The following is a 13,606-nucleotide window of genomic DNA, read 5'->3' on the forward strand; positions in this document are numbered from 1 at the left end:
GGAGAGTGGGAGGGAGACCAATGACATTGGATCGGCGTAAATTTCTGGGCACTGGTGTCGCCGCCACGGGCGTTTTGTCGGCCCCTGCCGTGCTGTCAGAGGGCAGCGGAAAGCCCCGGGTAATCGTCATCGGCGGCGGTGCCGGTGGTGCAACTGCGGCGCGCTACATCGCCAAAGACAGCGACGGGGCGATTTCGGTCACGCTGATCGAGCCTTCCAAGGTCTATTTTAGCTGTTTCTTTTCCAACCTCTATATCGGCGGTCTGAACTCGATCGACGATATCGGTCACACCTACGGAGCGCTTGCTGCCAATTATGGTATCAACGTGATCCACGACTGGGCCGTTGGTGTGGATCGCGCCGGTAAAACAGTGGCTCTGGCCGGAGGCGCGGTTCTTCCCTACGACAAGCTGATCATCGCTCCGGGCATCGATTTTGTTGAAGGCGCAGTAGAGGGGTGGGACGTTTCTGCGCAGAACAGGATGCCGCATGCCTATAAAGCGGGATCGCAGTCCGAGCTTTTGCGGGCGCAGATTGAAAACATGCCCGAAGGCGGCATTTACGCAATGGTCGCGCCGCCCAACCCCTACCGCTGTCCGCCTGGACCATATGAGCGTATTTCGATGGTGGCCCATGTGCTGAAAACCACCAACCCCACCGCCAAGATCGTCATTGCGGACCCAAAGCCGAAATTCTCGAAAATGGCGTTGTTCGAAGAGGGCTGGGCCACGCACTATCCAGGCATGATCGACTGGATCGGAGAAGATTTCGGTGGCGGCAATGTCTCGGTCGATCCGGACCAGATGACGCTGACGATTGATGGCGAAGACATGGCCGTGGACGTCTGCAACGTCATCCCCGCGATGAAAGCGGGGCATATCGCCGAACTGGCAGGCGTGACCGAGGGCCGGTGGGCCCCGGTGAACGCGGCTGATATGTCATCAAAGCTTGATCCGGATGTTTACGTTCTGGGTGATGCCAGCCAACAGGGCGACATGCCAAAATCCGGGTTTTCCGCGAACTCACAGGCAAAGGTGTGTGCCATTGCGATCCGCGGGGCGTTGACCGGCTCGCGGGTGTTTCCGCCACGCTACGCCAACACTTGCTGGTCGCTGATCGCGGTCAATGACGGGGTCAAGGTTGGGGCGACCTATGAAGCGACGGAAGAAAAAATAGCGCGCGTTGATGGCTTCATCAGTCAAACCGGAGAATCTGCCGAAACACGTCAGATAACGTACGAGGAATCGGTTAACTGGTATGCTGCGATCTCAGAAGACATGTTTCACTAGCTGGCTTTGTTGCAGAATTTCGACGACTTTCGATCGTGCGGCCGGGGCGTCTTGGTTTCGCGGTGATGATCAGTTTATTGCTACCAGAACCAGCCCACACTTTGATTTGGAGGGATGAAATCCGTTCCAGGCTGTGGACCGGGTTCTGTCGCAAACTTTTAGATGGCAGATTGACCTTTGCGGATCATGTTGACCAGTTCTGTGCCTACCAGGACAGATGCGGCTGAGGCGAAAGATTTGAATCCCAGCATCGGTCTGATCCGTCGTTTGATGAATCGATGGTCTTGTTCAATGATGTTATTGAGGTATTTCCGCCTCAATATCTCGATCGGGATCGGGCGACCAAAGCCTTTCAGCATCTTGTTGATCGCCTTAATGCCAGCTGTGTTGGCGCCACTTTTGTCGATAACGATCTTGCGCGCCAATCCGTTCACCTCGAGAGCGCGGGCGAAGAACCTCGTCGCAGCGGCCTTGTTCCGGCGCTCGGACAACATGAAATCTAAGGTCTTTCCGTGTTTGTCGATCGCTCGATAAAGGTAAATCCATTCGCCTTTCACTTTCACATAGTTTTCATCCATGCGCCACGAACGGTCTGCGGGACGCTTTCTATACCGCGCTGTTTCAGCAATGAAGCCGGCATATCGACTGACCCGCCGTTTCAGCGTTGCGTGATCCAGATCAACGCCGCGTTCCGCCATGATTTCTTCCAGATCCCGGTAGGAAACACCGTAGCGCAGGTAGAAGAAAACCGCGTGCAATATCACGTCCTTCGGAAAATGCGCGCCCTTAAATGAGATCGTCACGGTCTGCTCCTGTCATTTAGAGCACGTGTTACCAGAAATACAGTCGAACTGACAGGTAGGGGCGAAGTTTGCGACAAAACCCTCGAGCTCAGCTCGAATGTTGGATTGGTTTATTCAAACTCGTTGCGTCACTCCAATAGGACCCTTCTTTCCTGTCTATATGGAGTTTCAGCACATCCAAGGCTCGTGGAACGTTTCCATCCTGAACGCACTGAGCCAACTCAATGTGTTCTCGATAGGATTTCGTCATGTGATCCGGATGGTGCCCCAACCGGCTGCGCAATGCCGCCATTTTAAGAGCAATCGTCTGGTATGCGTCATTCAGAAACCGATTATCCGCACAATCGAACAGGCATTGGTGGAAAAGAGTATCCTGATACAGGTACTCTGAATCATCCGCCGCCCCTCGCGCCGCTTTCATCCGATCGATGCAATCGTTAAGCGCGGCATAAAGCTCTTGCGGGTTTGCCTGCATGGCCGAGGTTAGGGCGGTTGTCTCAAGGCAGACCCGCGCGTCGCAGAGCTTTGCCAATTCTTCGGGCTCCAAGTTGAACACAAAAGACCCACGTTGCGGTTCGACGACGAGTAGTCCCTCCATTTCAAGTCGATTTATTGCCTCACGAACAGGAGTACGACTGACCTCAAGATTCTTGGCGATTCGAGCTTCAGACAACTGCTCACCCAACTCGAACTCACCTTTGACAATCCGCTCGCGCAGGTTTTCGGTTACCAATTCCGTCAATGATTTCGGTCTGTTGAATGGGCTCATATCGCTCTCCTCAGAATAACAGTAACAGCCCTTCATCTGGCATACAATGTGTTAGTGTTGACAGACTAGCATACTGTATGCCAGTTTTTGATTCTCACGAGGAGACGGCATTGGGAGGGGCGTCTTTGCAAACTCTGGAAACATGGATTGTTGCGTTGAACCGGGGGCTGGTGGCTTTGGCCCTGGCTGCGGTATTTGCAATCGTCTTTGCCAATGTGGTGGGGCGCTACGGTTTTGGTACGTCCCTGGCCTGGGTCGAAGAAGTCGCCAGACACCTGATGATCCTCGGCGCGTTTTGCGGTGCCGGTCTTGCCTTGCGTGAGGGTAGGCTGGTCGCGATCACCACAATTCCGGATTTGCTGCCCGAAGCTCTGGCCCGCCTGCTGCGCTGGGCCATCCTCATCGTCATGTTCGGTTTTATGGCGACGATGCTTTGGCTGGGCATCCGGTTCGTTGAATTCGGCTGGAACAAGGAAACCATGTCCACCGGCATTTCGCGCGGCATTCCGTATCTGGCAATCCCGATCGGCTGCGCGTTGTTCCTGATACAGTTGGCCTTTTTTGCCAAACGCTTCGTCGCCCAAGAATTTGAATACGGCCCCAGCCCCGAGGGCGATGAGGCGGAGGTCTGAGCCGTGGCGAAAACTCTGATCATCCTGTTTTTTGCGACGCTGTTTCTGGGTGTTCCCGTGGCCTTCACGATGGGGATCGCCGGGTTGTCGGCGATCTTTATCGACGGCTCATTGAACCCGCTTGTCGCAACACAACGCATGTTCGCCGGGATCGACAGTTTCCCACTGATGGCGGTGCCGTTCTTCATACTGGCGTCCGAGTTGATGACCACCTGTGGCCTGACCAACGCCCTGTTGCGGTTCGCAAACGCGCTGGTTGGGCATGTTCGCGGCGGGTTGGGGCACGTGAACATCCTTGTGTCTATGCTGTTCGCCGGGATCAGCGGCTCTGCACTGGCGGATGCCGCTGGGCCTTCTGCCATCGTCATGCGGATGATGCGTGAAGCAGGGTACGAGAAGAACTATGCTGGCGCCTTGTCCGCTGCGACGGCAACCATTGGTCCGATCATTCCGCCATCCATTCTGGCTGTGATCTTTGCGATCTCGACCAATGGTGTAACGGTCGCCGGGCTGTTTCTGGCCGGGATCGTGCCAGGGGTCCTGCTGGGCGTCGCACTGGCCATCGCCAACCACATCGTGTCCACACGCTATGGCTATCGCGGCCGTGAACATCGCGCCACCATGACTGAGCTCCGCAGTGCAACCCTGTCGGCCATTCCGGCCCTGATCATGCCAGCAATCATTCTGGGCGGCATTCTGTTCGGTGTGTTCACCCCGACCGAGGCAGGCGCAGTGGCCTCAGCCTATGCGTTGTTCCTTGGCTTCATCCTGCGCGCCTTTACGGTCCGCGCTCTGTACGCCGCTTTTGTGCGGGCTGCGGTGGTGACATCTTCAGTCTTCCTGATCGTGGCGATGGCGTCGATCTTTGCCTGGCTTTTGACCTACCTGCAAATTCCGCAGGAATTGGCCAAGTTGATTACTCAGGTTACCGACAGCCGTCTGGGCATTCTGTTCATTCTGGCCGCTTTTGCCCTGATCTGCGGCTTCTTCATCGACACGCTGCCCGCGCTGATCATCCTGACTCCGATCCTCGGTCCCATTGCCTATTCCGCCGGGATCGACCCGCTGCAATTCGGGATGATGCTGGTGTTGAATCTGACCATTGGCATGATCACGCCGCCGGTCGGTCCGGTGCTGTTTGTGATAGCCACGGTCGGGCAATTGAAAATCGAACGCTTGTCAAAAGCGGTTCTGCCGCTGCTGCTGGCTGAACTCGTGGTGCTTCTGCTGGTCATTCTCGTGCCCGGCGTCAGCACCTTCATCCCCAACTTTTTTGGATTTGCGAACTGACATGAAAGGGAGGAACCTCATGAAAACCATGTCGAAACTGATGACGGCCACAGCTGTTGTCGCAATGACCGCCGCTGGCGCTGCCTCGGCCAAGGAACTGAAATACGCACATTTTCAGGCCGCCGACCTAAGCTCGCCAAAACACGCCGCTGCGCTGGCATTTGAAACCTGCGTTGAGGGTAAGACCTCGGGCTCGATCGAAGTACAGATCTTCCCGGCTTCGCAACTGGGTGGCGGGTCCGAGATCATGGAGGGCCTGCAGTTGGGCACCGTTCAAATGGCGGCGATCCATGATGGTCCGATCTCGGCCGTCTACAAGCCCTTCTCGGTTCTGGCGATGCCATACTTGTTCGACGACCAAGCCATGGCGTGGTCGGTCATGGATGGTGAATTCGGTGACGCACTGGCCGAAGACATGCTGGCACAAACCGGCATCCGCAATTTTGGCGTGGCCGACAACGGGGTGCGCAATTTCACCAACAACGTCAAGCCCGTGGCCGAGCCTGCCGATATGGAAGGCCTGAAAATGCGCGTAATGACTGCACCGGTCTGGGTGACTCTGGTCGAAAGCCTGGGCGCCTCGGCTACTCCGGTTCCGTGGCCTGAACTGCCCGGCGCGCTGCAGCAAGGCGTTGTGGACGGACAGGAAAACGGCGTGACCAACATCGTCAACGCCTCGCTCTATCAGCACCAGAAATACGTCTCGCTGGATGGCCACGTGTTCAGTTGGCACGCCTATCTGATGTCGGACATGTTCTTCGAAAGCCTGACTGACGACGAGAAGAAGGCCGTCGAACAGTGCGTTGAGATCTCGAAAACCATCCACCGTGGCATGACCGCCGCACAGGACGCGAACGCAACCGTTATCCTGTCGGAAAAAGGCATGGAAGTTGTGCCTGTCAGCCCCGAGCAGAAAGCGATGTTCCGAGAGGCGGCCCAGCCTGCCGTGCGCGAATACATCGTGGGTGAGATTGGCGAGGAGTGGCCCGATCGCCTCGACGCCGCTGTCGAAGCCTACAAAGCGCAGTAACCCATGCCGAGGGACCGTCACATGACCCGCCAAACCATCGCAATCCTGGAACCTGGCTATGCCGCCTATAGCACCGAGGCCTCGGTTCTGGCCGAGCAGGACGTCAAGATCGCGCTGATCGGGCCAGAGACTGAGGCGGTCCCGGCTTTGCGGGCATTGGATCCGGTCGCCATCCTGGTGCGGGAACGTATCGTGGATGCGGCCGTGATCGACGCCTGCCCAAACCTGAAAGTCGTCGTCCGCTATGGGGTGGGCGTCGACAATATCGACCTGGATTACGCGCAGTCGCGCGGAATCTATGTCGCAAACGTCCCCGATTACGGGGCGGAAACTGAGGTCAGTGAACACGCGCTGGCGCTGTATCTGGCGGTACAGCGGCGTATCCCTTCGCGCGATGGCGAGGTTCGGAAGGGCCGATGGGGTATCGGACAGGCCGCCCTGATTCCCAGCCGCGAGAATGCCGTTCTGGGCCTGATCGGTTGCGGCAAGATCGGCTTGCAGGCGGCGCAGAAATTCCGGGCGCTGGGATTCACATCGGTTCTGGTGTTCGACCCCTACCTGACGGACGACACGGCCGCCGCCGCCGATGTGCAAAAGGTCGGTCTGGCCGAGCTTTGCATGACAGCCGATGTCGTCAGCCTGCATGCGCCGCTGACGCCCGAGACGCGGCATATTCTGGACGCCGATCACATTGCGCTGATGAAACCGACCTCGGTCGTGATCAACGTCTCTCGCGGCGGGCTGGTGGATGAGGCAGCGCTGGCCGAAGCCCTGAATCACGGGCGCATTTTCGGGGCTGGTATCGACGTGTTCGAACAGGAACCGGTCGACCCAGCCAACCCCCTTTTGCACAGCCCCAACACCATCGTCTCGGATCATGCTGCCTGGTATTCCGAACGTTCAGTTGCGGTGCTGCAGCGATGCGCGGCGCGCGAGGTCGCGAGGGTTCTCAACGATGAGCATCCCGACCACTGGGTGAACAAATGGTAGATTTCGTCAGCACTTTACGATCTGCGCAAATTGTTCCCGTAATCCGGCACAGCGACCCCGAGATTGCTTTGACGGCCTGCGACCTGCTGGCCGAGGCCGGAATTCGCGCATTGGAGATCACCACGACGGTCCCGGATGCCGCTGCACTGATCGCCGAACTGCGCCAACGCTATCCTGAAATTTGCACCGGCGCGGGAACAGTTCTTGACACGGGTCAGGCTGACAATGTGTTGGCGGCCGGCGCCGAATTTGTTGTCTCTCCATGTTGGAGCGAAGCTGCCGCGCGGGAAGCCGGGGATGCGAAATTGCCTTACCTGCCCGGTGCAATGACTCCGGGTGAAGTTCATCACCATGCGGAAAACGGCGCTGCGGTGATCAAGATTTTTCCAGCCGATGCTGCCGGTGGTCCCGGGTTCCTGAAGGCCGTCAAATCCGTGTTTCCCGACCTTGCCCTGATGCCGACCGGCGGCGTGTCTCCTGACACAGCGCAATCCTATCTGAACGCCGGTGCGCTTTGCGTCGGCATGGGTGGAAATCTGCTGCCCGCCGAGGCGCTCGAGGCCGGTCACATCGACTTGGCCCGTGCACAAATAAACGCGGCTCTCACGGCCGCATCCTTTCAATCTTCCCAACGTAAGAGGATACTCTCATGAACACCCAAGAACTCGTTGCCGGGTTTCGCGACGTGGCCACCGCATCCGTCGCGGATGCCGTGGACAAGGTGGCCGGCAAGACCGGATTTCTGCCCGCTTCGATCAAACCGCGCATCAACGAAAAGAAGATCGTCGGTCCAGCCGTAACAATTCTGGAAGGCCCTACCGACGAGTTCCTGCCGCCGCAGCACGCGCTGGACGCCATCGACGAATCCGAGGCCGGTTCGGTCATCGTGATCTCGACCAATGGCACCACTGATGTGGCGCTGTGGGGTGGCTTGATGACCGCCGGAGCTGTTGCCAACAAACACGAAGGTGCCGTTCTGGACGGTGGCGTGCGTGATCTGGTCGAGATCAAGCGCGACTATGACTTCCCGGTCTATTCTCGCTGCGTTAACCCGGGCACCACTCTGGGCCGCGTTCGTACGCTGGCATCGAATGTAGAAGTTGACATGGGCGGTGTGATTGTACACCCGGGCGACATCATCGTGGCCGATATCGACGGTGCGGTTGTGGTCCCCCGTGAACATGCGGAACCCATCTTGGAAATGGCGCGCGAGATTGATGAGCGCGAAGCCGAACAGGCACGTCTCATCATTGAAAGCGGCTCGCTGCGCGAAGGTCTGGCGAAATACGGCCGCATCTAAAACAACAAACCGTCCCGCAGGCTGCTGCAACAACCTGCGGGACACCAGTACTCAGCAAGGGAGGAATACATGCTGAAACGAATGCTCAACACGGTGGCCCTTACCGCCGTTCTGGCCACCCCGGCGCTCGCGAACGGGCTCGAGGTAGTCGCGGAATGGAACAGTCTGCCCTATGCAGTCAAGGACGATGCGACAAAATTAGCTTGGGAAGGCAGCGAAATTTTCGGCAAAGCGCTGGTTCAGGGCGCCAAGGTTGACAGTCAGGGCAACATCTATGTGTCTACCGCGCGCTGGGGCGGCGCCGAGATCCCCGCGACCGTCTCCAAGCTGGTCAAGAACGGCGACACGTGGGAGCTGGAGGCGTTTCCGTCTGAGGAAATGAACAGCATGTCGAACCCTGATGGCCTGAAGGCCGTGTTGGGTTTTGAGATCGACCGCAACGATGTGATGTGGATCCTGGATCAGGGCCACGTGGCAGGCCCTCCGTTCGAGGATGGTGATGCCAAGCTGGTGTTGTGGGATCTGAAAGAGAACAACGAAATCCAGCGTTATGTCTTCACGGCAGAAGAAGCGGATCGCCAATGTTCTTTTCTGAACGATCTGGCCGTCGATAACGACACCGGCTTTGCCTATATCGCTGATAGCGGCATTTTTTGTGACCCGCTGCACGGTGGTCTGATCGTCTATGACAGCAACACCAACTCGGTACGCCGCATTCTTGATCAGCACCAGTTCACCAATGATGAGCCGAATTTCTTCTTCAACATCGACGACCGCCCGGTGCTGAAGAATGGCGGGATGCGAACGGGTGCTGACGGCATCGCGTTGTCGGGCGACAAGGAAACGCTCTACTGGACCAATCTGACCGGCAATCACCTGTATAGCCTGCCGACCGAAATCCTGCGTGATTTCGAGACCAATGAGACGGTGATTGAAAACGCGGTTGAGGTTGCCGCCGTGCTGCCGTCGAACACCGATGGAATGACGGCGGACAACGCAGGCAACATCTACATGACCGCATTGACGCTGGACGGGATCATGAAGTTCGATGAATCCACCCGTCAGGTCAGCCGTTTCGCCCACCACCCGGAAATGAATTGGCCAGACACGCTGGCCTGGGGTCCGGATGGCGAGATGTATGTGGTCTCGAACCACCTGCATATCTGGGTCGATGGCGACATGAACTTTGAAGACTCTGAAATCCCGAACTTCCGTATCTGGAAGATTCCGGGTGTCGGCCAAAGCTATACGGCCGAATAATCCTCCCAACACCTTGGTCAGCCCCGCGGGGCTGGCCCATTTAGCAAAGATGAGATGACCATGACCCCCGATATTCTGTGCCTTGGCGAACCGATGCTGGAGTTCAATCAGCAACCAGACGGGAATTACCTGCCTGGACATGGCGGTGACACCTCGAACTGTGCCATCGCCGCTGCGCGTCAGGGTGCATCCGTTGGGTATGTGACACATATCGGGGCCGACACATTCGGCAATTCGTTTATCGACCTTTGGCAGGCCGAAGGGGTAAATACGTCGACCGTTCGTCAGGTTACGGACGCTCATACCGGGGTTTACTTCGTGACTCATGGCGCGAACGGGCATGAGTTCAGCTATTTCCGCGCAGGCTCGGCCAGTAGCCGGATGGAGCCAGACGATTTGCCAGTGGCGGCACTGCAATCGGTAAAGATCCTGCATGTGTCGGGTATCAGTCAGGCGATTTCCGACGTCGCCGCGGATGCGGTGTTTGCAGCCATCCAGATCGTGAAAGAGGCCGGGGGGATGGTTTCTTATGATACCAACCTGCGCTTGAAACTGTGGCCCATCGAACGCGCGCGCGCTGTGACGCACGCCGCAATGTCACAATGCGATATTGCCCTTCCCGGCCAGGATGACGCCGAGCACCTGACCGGCCTGTCTGATCCGGATGCCATCGCAGATTTTTACCTGAACCTCGGCGCAAAAATTGTCGCCCTCACGCTTGGTGCCGAAGGGACTCTAGTTGCGACACCTGACAAGCGCGAGCGTGTCAAAGGTCGCCGAGTCGAGGCGGTGGATGCCACCGCTGCAGGCGACACATTTGACGGTGCCTTCCTGTCTCGTATTGTGGCGGGCGACGACCCGTTTCAGGCCGCACGTTATGCCAACGCCGCAGCCGCCCTATCAACCCAAGGGTACGGCGCAGTTGCCCCGATGCCGCGCAAAGATGCTGTCGAGGCGTTTCTGTCGGAAGGAGACTGACCCATGAAACACGCCGTTGTTATTGGCGGCACCCGCGGCATCGGCGCCGGTATCGCAGGGGAACTTCGCCGCAAGGGATGGCGCATCACCGTAACGGGCGTTGGGTCTGACGAAGTCTCGCGCTATGCAAAGCTGAATCCCAATGATACCAGCACGCAGCTTGACGTGCGCGATACGCTTGCCGTGAACACCTTCTTTACGAATATGCAACGCTTGGATGGTTTGGTGAATTGCGCGGGCATTCTGGTACGCGATGCTGAATACGAGATTGAGACCTTTGAGAAAGTGGTCGACATCAACCTGACAGGGACCATGCGTTGCTGTTTGGCAGCCCAGCCACTGTTGGCACAAACAGGCGGGGCCATCGTCAATACGGCCTCGATGCTCAGCTATTTTGGTGGTCCGTTGGTTCCGGCCTATTCCGCCAGCAAAGGTGGGGTGGCCCAGTTAACTAAGGCACTGGCCGGGAAATGGGCCGCAGATGGTGTGCGCGTCAATGCGGTTGCCCCAGGATGGATCGAAACCGAAATGACCGAAGCACTGCGCTCAGATCCGTCCCGAAACCAGCCAATCCTTGGTCGAACGCCCTTGGACCGCTGGGGCAAGCCCGCGGAGGTTGGTGCGCTGGCCGCTTGGTTGCTGTCGGACGAGGCAGCATTTGTAACCGGAGCCGTATACCCGGTCGATGGCGGTTATTCCGCGATGTGACAAAGGAGCAGCAAATGCCTGTACAAGAACACGACGACGATCCGAGAATGCCGTATCAACTGCCGTTTCCCAAGGAGGCGCAGGAAGAGATCGTTATTCCCGACGCGGTTGCCCAGGATGAGCGTATCTGGGTTCCGCAAACCGAGAACGTGTCGTTCCGGCCATTATGCCTGAACCGGTCGCAGGGCTATTGGATGAACTTGTTGCGCGTCCGGAAATCCGGGGTTCTATCGAGGCACCGGCATCCGCAGCCCGTTCACGGTTTTGTTCTGAAAGGCCGCTGGCATTATCTGGAACATGACTGGGTAGCGCAGGAAGGCGGCTACGTGTTCGAGCCACCGGGCGAAACCCACACGCTGGTTGTGCCCGACGATGTCGACGAGATGATCACCTATTTCCAGGTCAACGGCGTGATGCTTTATGTCGATCCATGGGGCAAAACCATGGGTTACGAGGACGTCTTTACCAAGATTGACATGTGCTGCAACCACTATGAAGAGGTTGGTCTGGGGGCGGATTATGTCGACCAATTCATCAGATAGACCGCTGAATCTGGCCCTGGTTGCCCATGACGCCAAGAAAGATCAAATGGTCGAATGGGCGCAATCGCATGCAAATATATTGTGCCAGGCCCAACTATTTGCGACAGGAACCACAGGGGGGCGCATCAACGCTGCGGTTCCCGACCTACAAGTTACACCACTGAAAAGCGGCCCTTTGGGAGGGGATCAACAGCTTGGCGCAATGATCTGCGATGGCAAGCTCGATGGTCTGTTTTTCTTCATAGACCCGATGTCGCCAATGCCGCATGACGTGGATGTCAAAGCATTGAGCCGTCTGGCGATTGTCTACGACTTGCCGTTCGCATGCAGCCCGAGTACAGCGGGTTTCGTACTGGCAGGACTGACCAGATCAAATTCGGTATCAGATCCCTCGCAGGGTGCAACCTTCAAATCCGACCCGTAGTTTATGGAAACTATTACTTTGCGGCGTGGGCGTGTTTTGGGGATGTGTCAAAGTCTTTTAAGCCGACCACAACCAGCTAATTTATGGGCACATCTATACTGCTGTGCTGAGCTTGCGCTTTGCCGCGCGCCGCGCAATGACAGTAACGAGCGAAGCTGGAAAAATGACATGACATTCAACATCGGAATCGGCCCCAACCTGCGCAAATCACCCTATTTCGACGCTACCGTCCGCGACGGAGTGCGTAGTTTTTCGGTCTACAACCATATGCTTATTCCCGGCCATTTTGGTGATCCCGAAGCCGAGTATGACCGGCTGTTGCACGGCGTGGCGATGTGGGACGTTGCGGCGCAGCGGCAGGTGGAGCTAAGAGGCCCGGATGCCGGGCGTTTGGTGCGATACCTGACACCCCGCAATCTATCGAAAGCTCGCGTTGGACAAGGGCTCTATGTTCCGTTGTGCAATCATGACGGCTGGATGATAAACGATCCTGTCCTGCAGAAGCTGGCCGAAGATCGCTATTGGCTCTCTGTCGCCGATAGCGATATTCATCTTTGGGCGGCTGCGATCGGCCACGAGCGCGGTTGGGATGTAACTGTTTCCGAACCCGACGTCTCGCCGCTTGCCATCCAAGGGCCGAAAGCGGTCGAGGTCGCTGCCGTACTCTTTGGAGACAAGGTCAGAGGCTTCAAGCATTTCGGTTTCGAAGAAACAAAGCTGGATGGCATTCCGTTGGTCCTCGCCCGTTCTGGTTGGTCGAAGCAGGATGGGTTTGAGCTCTATCTGGCAGACAATAGCCAGGGAGGTGTCCTTTGGGACAAGGTTAAAGCCGCGGGTCGCGCCTTTGGAATCGGGCCTGGCGCTCCAAACGATATCGAAAGATTGGAAAGTGGCCTAATCTCGTATGGTGCCGACATGCGCCTGCAAACGTTTCGCGCCAACCCGTTCGAAATGGGTTTTGGGAAGCTGATAGACTTGGAAGGCGGTCACGAATTTGTGGGTCGTGCGGCACTTCAAAACATGGCGGCCCAAGGGGCCACACGCAGACTTGTCAACTTGGTTATTGACGGTACACCGGACTTGCCTGGTCATCAGGTTCCGCTTATGCGTGATGGTGCAGAAGTCGGTTACGTAAGTGAGTTTGCTTTTTCAAAACGCCTTGGCAAAACTATTGGCCTCGCCATTATTCAGGTCACCGCCATTGATGCCAAGGGCTCGTTGACCATTCAGTTGGACGAGGATGAGCACACGGCCGAAGTTATCGAACTTCCTTGGATGGAAGCGAGGTCGCAAGCATAATCCGGAACCGACTATTGTAGGCGGGATCTGTTGCGAAGTTTTTACTGGCGACAGCGATGGCATGGTACCGGCGGGCTAAGCGGCCAGATCTGCAAATTGCCGAAACGGACAGACTCCGGGCGTGATTTGACCTTTGCGGATCATGTGTGCCACTTCGATTCCGTCGAGGGTTGCCGCCGCTGAAGCGTACGCCTTGAACCCTAGGCTCTAGACCCATTAATTTGATTGCAGCCATCTCTGCTGCGTGATTCAAGCCCCTGAGTTTCAGGGGTATTTCATGAGCAATCTATTC

General features: G+C 57.1%; 15 protein-coding genes and 1 pseudogene. 13 read left to right on the plus strand and 3 right to left on the minus strand.

Features of this window, described 5'->3' with window-relative positions:
- Positions 1–20 precede the first annotated feature (20 nt).
- Positions 21–1,289, plus strand: a complete 1,269-nt coding sequence (locus ACR0EZ_RS22840; protein WP_480617103.1) for an FCSD flavin-binding domain-containing protein — start codon at positions 21–23, stop codon at positions 1,287–1,289.
- Positions 1,290–1,447: 158 nt separating this feature from the next.
- On the opposite strand, the gene ACR0EZ_RS22845 is transcribed toward ACR0EZ_RS22840, so the two are convergent.
- Positions 1,448–2,092, minus strand: coding sequence for an IS6 family transposase (locus ACR0EZ_RS22845; RefSeq protein WP_480617104.1), 645 nt, complete (start codon positions 2,090–2,092; stop codon positions 1,448–1,450).
- An 88-nt stretch (positions 2,093–2,180) separates the two neighbouring features.
- Positions 2,181–2,861, minus strand: coding sequence for a GntR family transcriptional regulator (locus tag ACR0EZ_RS22850; RefSeq protein ID WP_480617105.1), 681 nt, complete (start codon positions 2,859–2,861; stop codon positions 2,181–2,183).
- A 125-nt stretch (positions 2,862–2,986) separates the two neighbouring features.
- Between ACR0EZ_RS22850 and ACR0EZ_RS22855 the strand changes: the two genes are divergently transcribed.
- The 12 genes from ACR0EZ_RS22855 to ACR0EZ_RS22910 all read left to right on the plus strand — a co-directional run bounded on the left by ACR0EZ_RS22855 (position 2,987) and on the right by ACR0EZ_RS22910 (position 13,314).
- Positions 2,987–3,493, plus strand: coding sequence for a TRAP transporter small permease (locus ACR0EZ_RS22855; RefSeq protein WP_480617106.1), 507 nt, complete (start codon positions 2,987–2,989; stop codon positions 3,491–3,493).
- A gap of 3 nt (positions 3,494–3,496) precedes the next feature.
- On the plus strand, positions 3,497–4,783 hold the full coding sequence (locus ACR0EZ_RS22860; RefSeq protein WP_480617107.1) for a TRAP transporter large permease: 1,287 nt from the start codon (positions 3,497–3,499) through the stop codon (positions 4,781–4,783).
- A gap of 19 nt (positions 4,784–4,802) precedes the next feature.
- Positions 4,803–5,813 (plus strand): DctP family TRAP transporter solute-binding subunit, encoded by a 1,011-nt coding sequence (locus ACR0EZ_RS22865; protein WP_480617108.1) that lies wholly within the window; start codon positions 4,803–4,805, stop codon positions 5,811–5,813.
- Between the two features lie 21 nt (positions 5,814–5,834).
- Positions 5,835–6,803, plus strand: coding sequence for a C-terminal binding protein (locus ACR0EZ_RS22870; protein ID WP_480617109.1), 969 nt, complete (start codon positions 5,835–5,837; stop codon positions 6,801–6,803).
- A complete protein-coding gene (locus ACR0EZ_RS22875; protein ID WP_480617110.1) occupies positions 6,797–7,456 on the plus strand; it encodes a bifunctional 4-hydroxy-2-oxoglutarate aldolase/2-dehydro-3-deoxy-phosphogluconate aldolase in 660 nt (219 codons plus the stop codon). Before ACR0EZ_RS22870 ends, ACR0EZ_RS22875 begins: the two co-directional genes overlap by 7 nt.
- Positions 7,453–8,103, plus strand: coding sequence for an RraA family protein (locus tag ACR0EZ_RS22880; RefSeq protein WP_480617111.1), 651 nt, complete (start codon positions 7,453–7,455; stop codon positions 8,101–8,103). Before ACR0EZ_RS22875 ends, ACR0EZ_RS22880 begins: the two co-directional genes overlap by 4 nt.
- Before the next feature lie 69 nt (positions 8,104–8,172).
- On the plus strand, positions 8,173–9,363 hold the full coding sequence (locus tag ACR0EZ_RS22885; protein WP_480617112.1) for an L-dopachrome tautomerase-related protein: 1,191 nt from the start codon (positions 8,173–8,175) through the stop codon (positions 9,361–9,363).
- A 60-nt stretch (positions 9,364–9,423) separates the two neighbouring features.
- Complete coding sequence (locus ACR0EZ_RS22890; protein WP_480617113.1) at positions 9,424–10,341, plus strand: sugar kinase; 918 nt, start codon at positions 9,424–9,426, stop codon at positions 10,339–10,341.
- A gap of 3 nt (positions 10,342–10,344) precedes the next feature.
- The gene (locus ACR0EZ_RS22895; protein ID WP_480617114.1) at positions 10,345–11,049 is read left to right on the plus strand and encodes an SDR family NAD(P)-dependent oxidoreductase; all 705 of its coding nucleotides are present in this window, start codon (positions 10,345–10,347) and stop codon (positions 11,047–11,049) included.
- A 14-nt stretch (positions 11,050–11,063) separates the two neighbouring features.
- Entirely contained in the window at positions 11,064–11,591 is a 528-nt protein-coding gene (locus ACR0EZ_RS22900; RefSeq protein ID WP_480617115.1) for a 2,4'-dihydroxyacetophenone dioxygenase family protein, read from the plus strand.
- Positions 11,569–12,015 (plus strand): methylglyoxal synthase, encoded by a 447-nt coding sequence (locus ACR0EZ_RS22905; protein ID WP_480617116.1) that lies wholly within the window; start codon positions 11,569–11,571, stop codon positions 12,013–12,015. The genes ACR0EZ_RS22900 and ACR0EZ_RS22905 overlap by 23 nt, the downstream gene beginning before the upstream one ends.
- A gap of 168 nt (positions 12,016–12,183) precedes the next feature.
- Entirely contained in the window at positions 12,184–13,314 is a 1,131-nt protein-coding gene (locus ACR0EZ_RS22910; RefSeq protein WP_480617117.1) for a glycine cleavage T C-terminal barrel domain-containing protein, read from the plus strand.
- Positions 13,315–13,389: 75 nt separating this feature from the next.
- Here the strand turns inward: ACR0EZ_RS22910 and ACR0EZ_RS22915 are convergent.
- Positions 13,390–13,518: pseudogene (locus ACR0EZ_RS22915) on the minus strand (IS6 family transposase); the annotation flags it as partial.
- Between the last annotated feature and the right edge of the window lie 88 nt (positions 13,519–13,606).

The sequence above is a fragment of the Ruegeria sp. AK4 genome (assembly GCF_056541025.1).

Excerpts from the sequence above, each read along its gene's own strand:
- ACR0EZ_RS22895 (WP_480617114.1), top strand. The coding sequence starts at position 10,345 with ATGAAACACGCCGTTGTTATTGGCGGCACCCGCGGCATCGGCGCCGGT.
- ACR0EZ_RS22885 (WP_480617112.1), top strand. The coding sequence starts at position 8,173 with ATGCTGAAACGAATGCTCAACACGGTGGCCCTTACCGCCGTTCTGGCC.
- ACR0EZ_RS22865 (WP_480617108.1), top strand. The coding sequence starts at position 4,803 with ATGAAAACCATGTCGAAACTGATGACGGCCACAGCTGTTGTCGCAATG.
- ACR0EZ_RS22900 (WP_480617115.1), top strand. The coding sequence starts at position 11,064 with ATGCCTGTACAAGAACACGACGACGATCCGAGAATGCCGTATCAACTG.
- ACR0EZ_RS22870 (WP_480617109.1), top strand. The coding sequence starts at position 5,835 with ATGACCCGCCAAACCATCGCAATCCTGGAACCTGGCTATGCCGCCTAT.
- ACR0EZ_RS22890 (WP_480617113.1), top strand. The coding sequence starts at position 9,424 with ATGACCCCCGATATTCTGTGCCTTGGCGAACCGATGCTGGAGTTCAAT.
- ACR0EZ_RS22880 (WP_480617111.1), top strand. The coding sequence starts at position 7,453 with ATGAACACCCAAGAACTCGTTGCCGGGTTTCGCGACGTGGCCACCGCA.
- ACR0EZ_RS22850 (WP_480617105.1), bottom strand. The coding sequence starts at position 2,861 with ATGAGCCCATTCAACAGACCGAAATCATTGACGGAATTGGTAACCGAA.
- ACR0EZ_RS22840 (WP_480617103.1), top strand. The coding sequence starts at position 21 with ATGACATTGGATCGGCGTAAATTTCTGGGCACTGGTGTCGCCGCCACG.
- ACR0EZ_RS22875 (WP_480617110.1), top strand. The coding sequence starts at position 6,797 with ATGGTAGATTTCGTCAGCACTTTACGATCTGCGCAAATTGTTCCCGTA.
- ACR0EZ_RS22905 (WP_480617116.1), top strand. The coding sequence starts at position 11,569 with ATGTCGACCAATTCATCAGATAGACCGCTGAATCTGGCCCTGGTTGCC.
- ACR0EZ_RS22910 (WP_480617117.1), top strand. The coding sequence starts at position 12,184 with ATGACATTCAACATCGGAATCGGCCCCAACCTGCGCAAATCACCCTAT.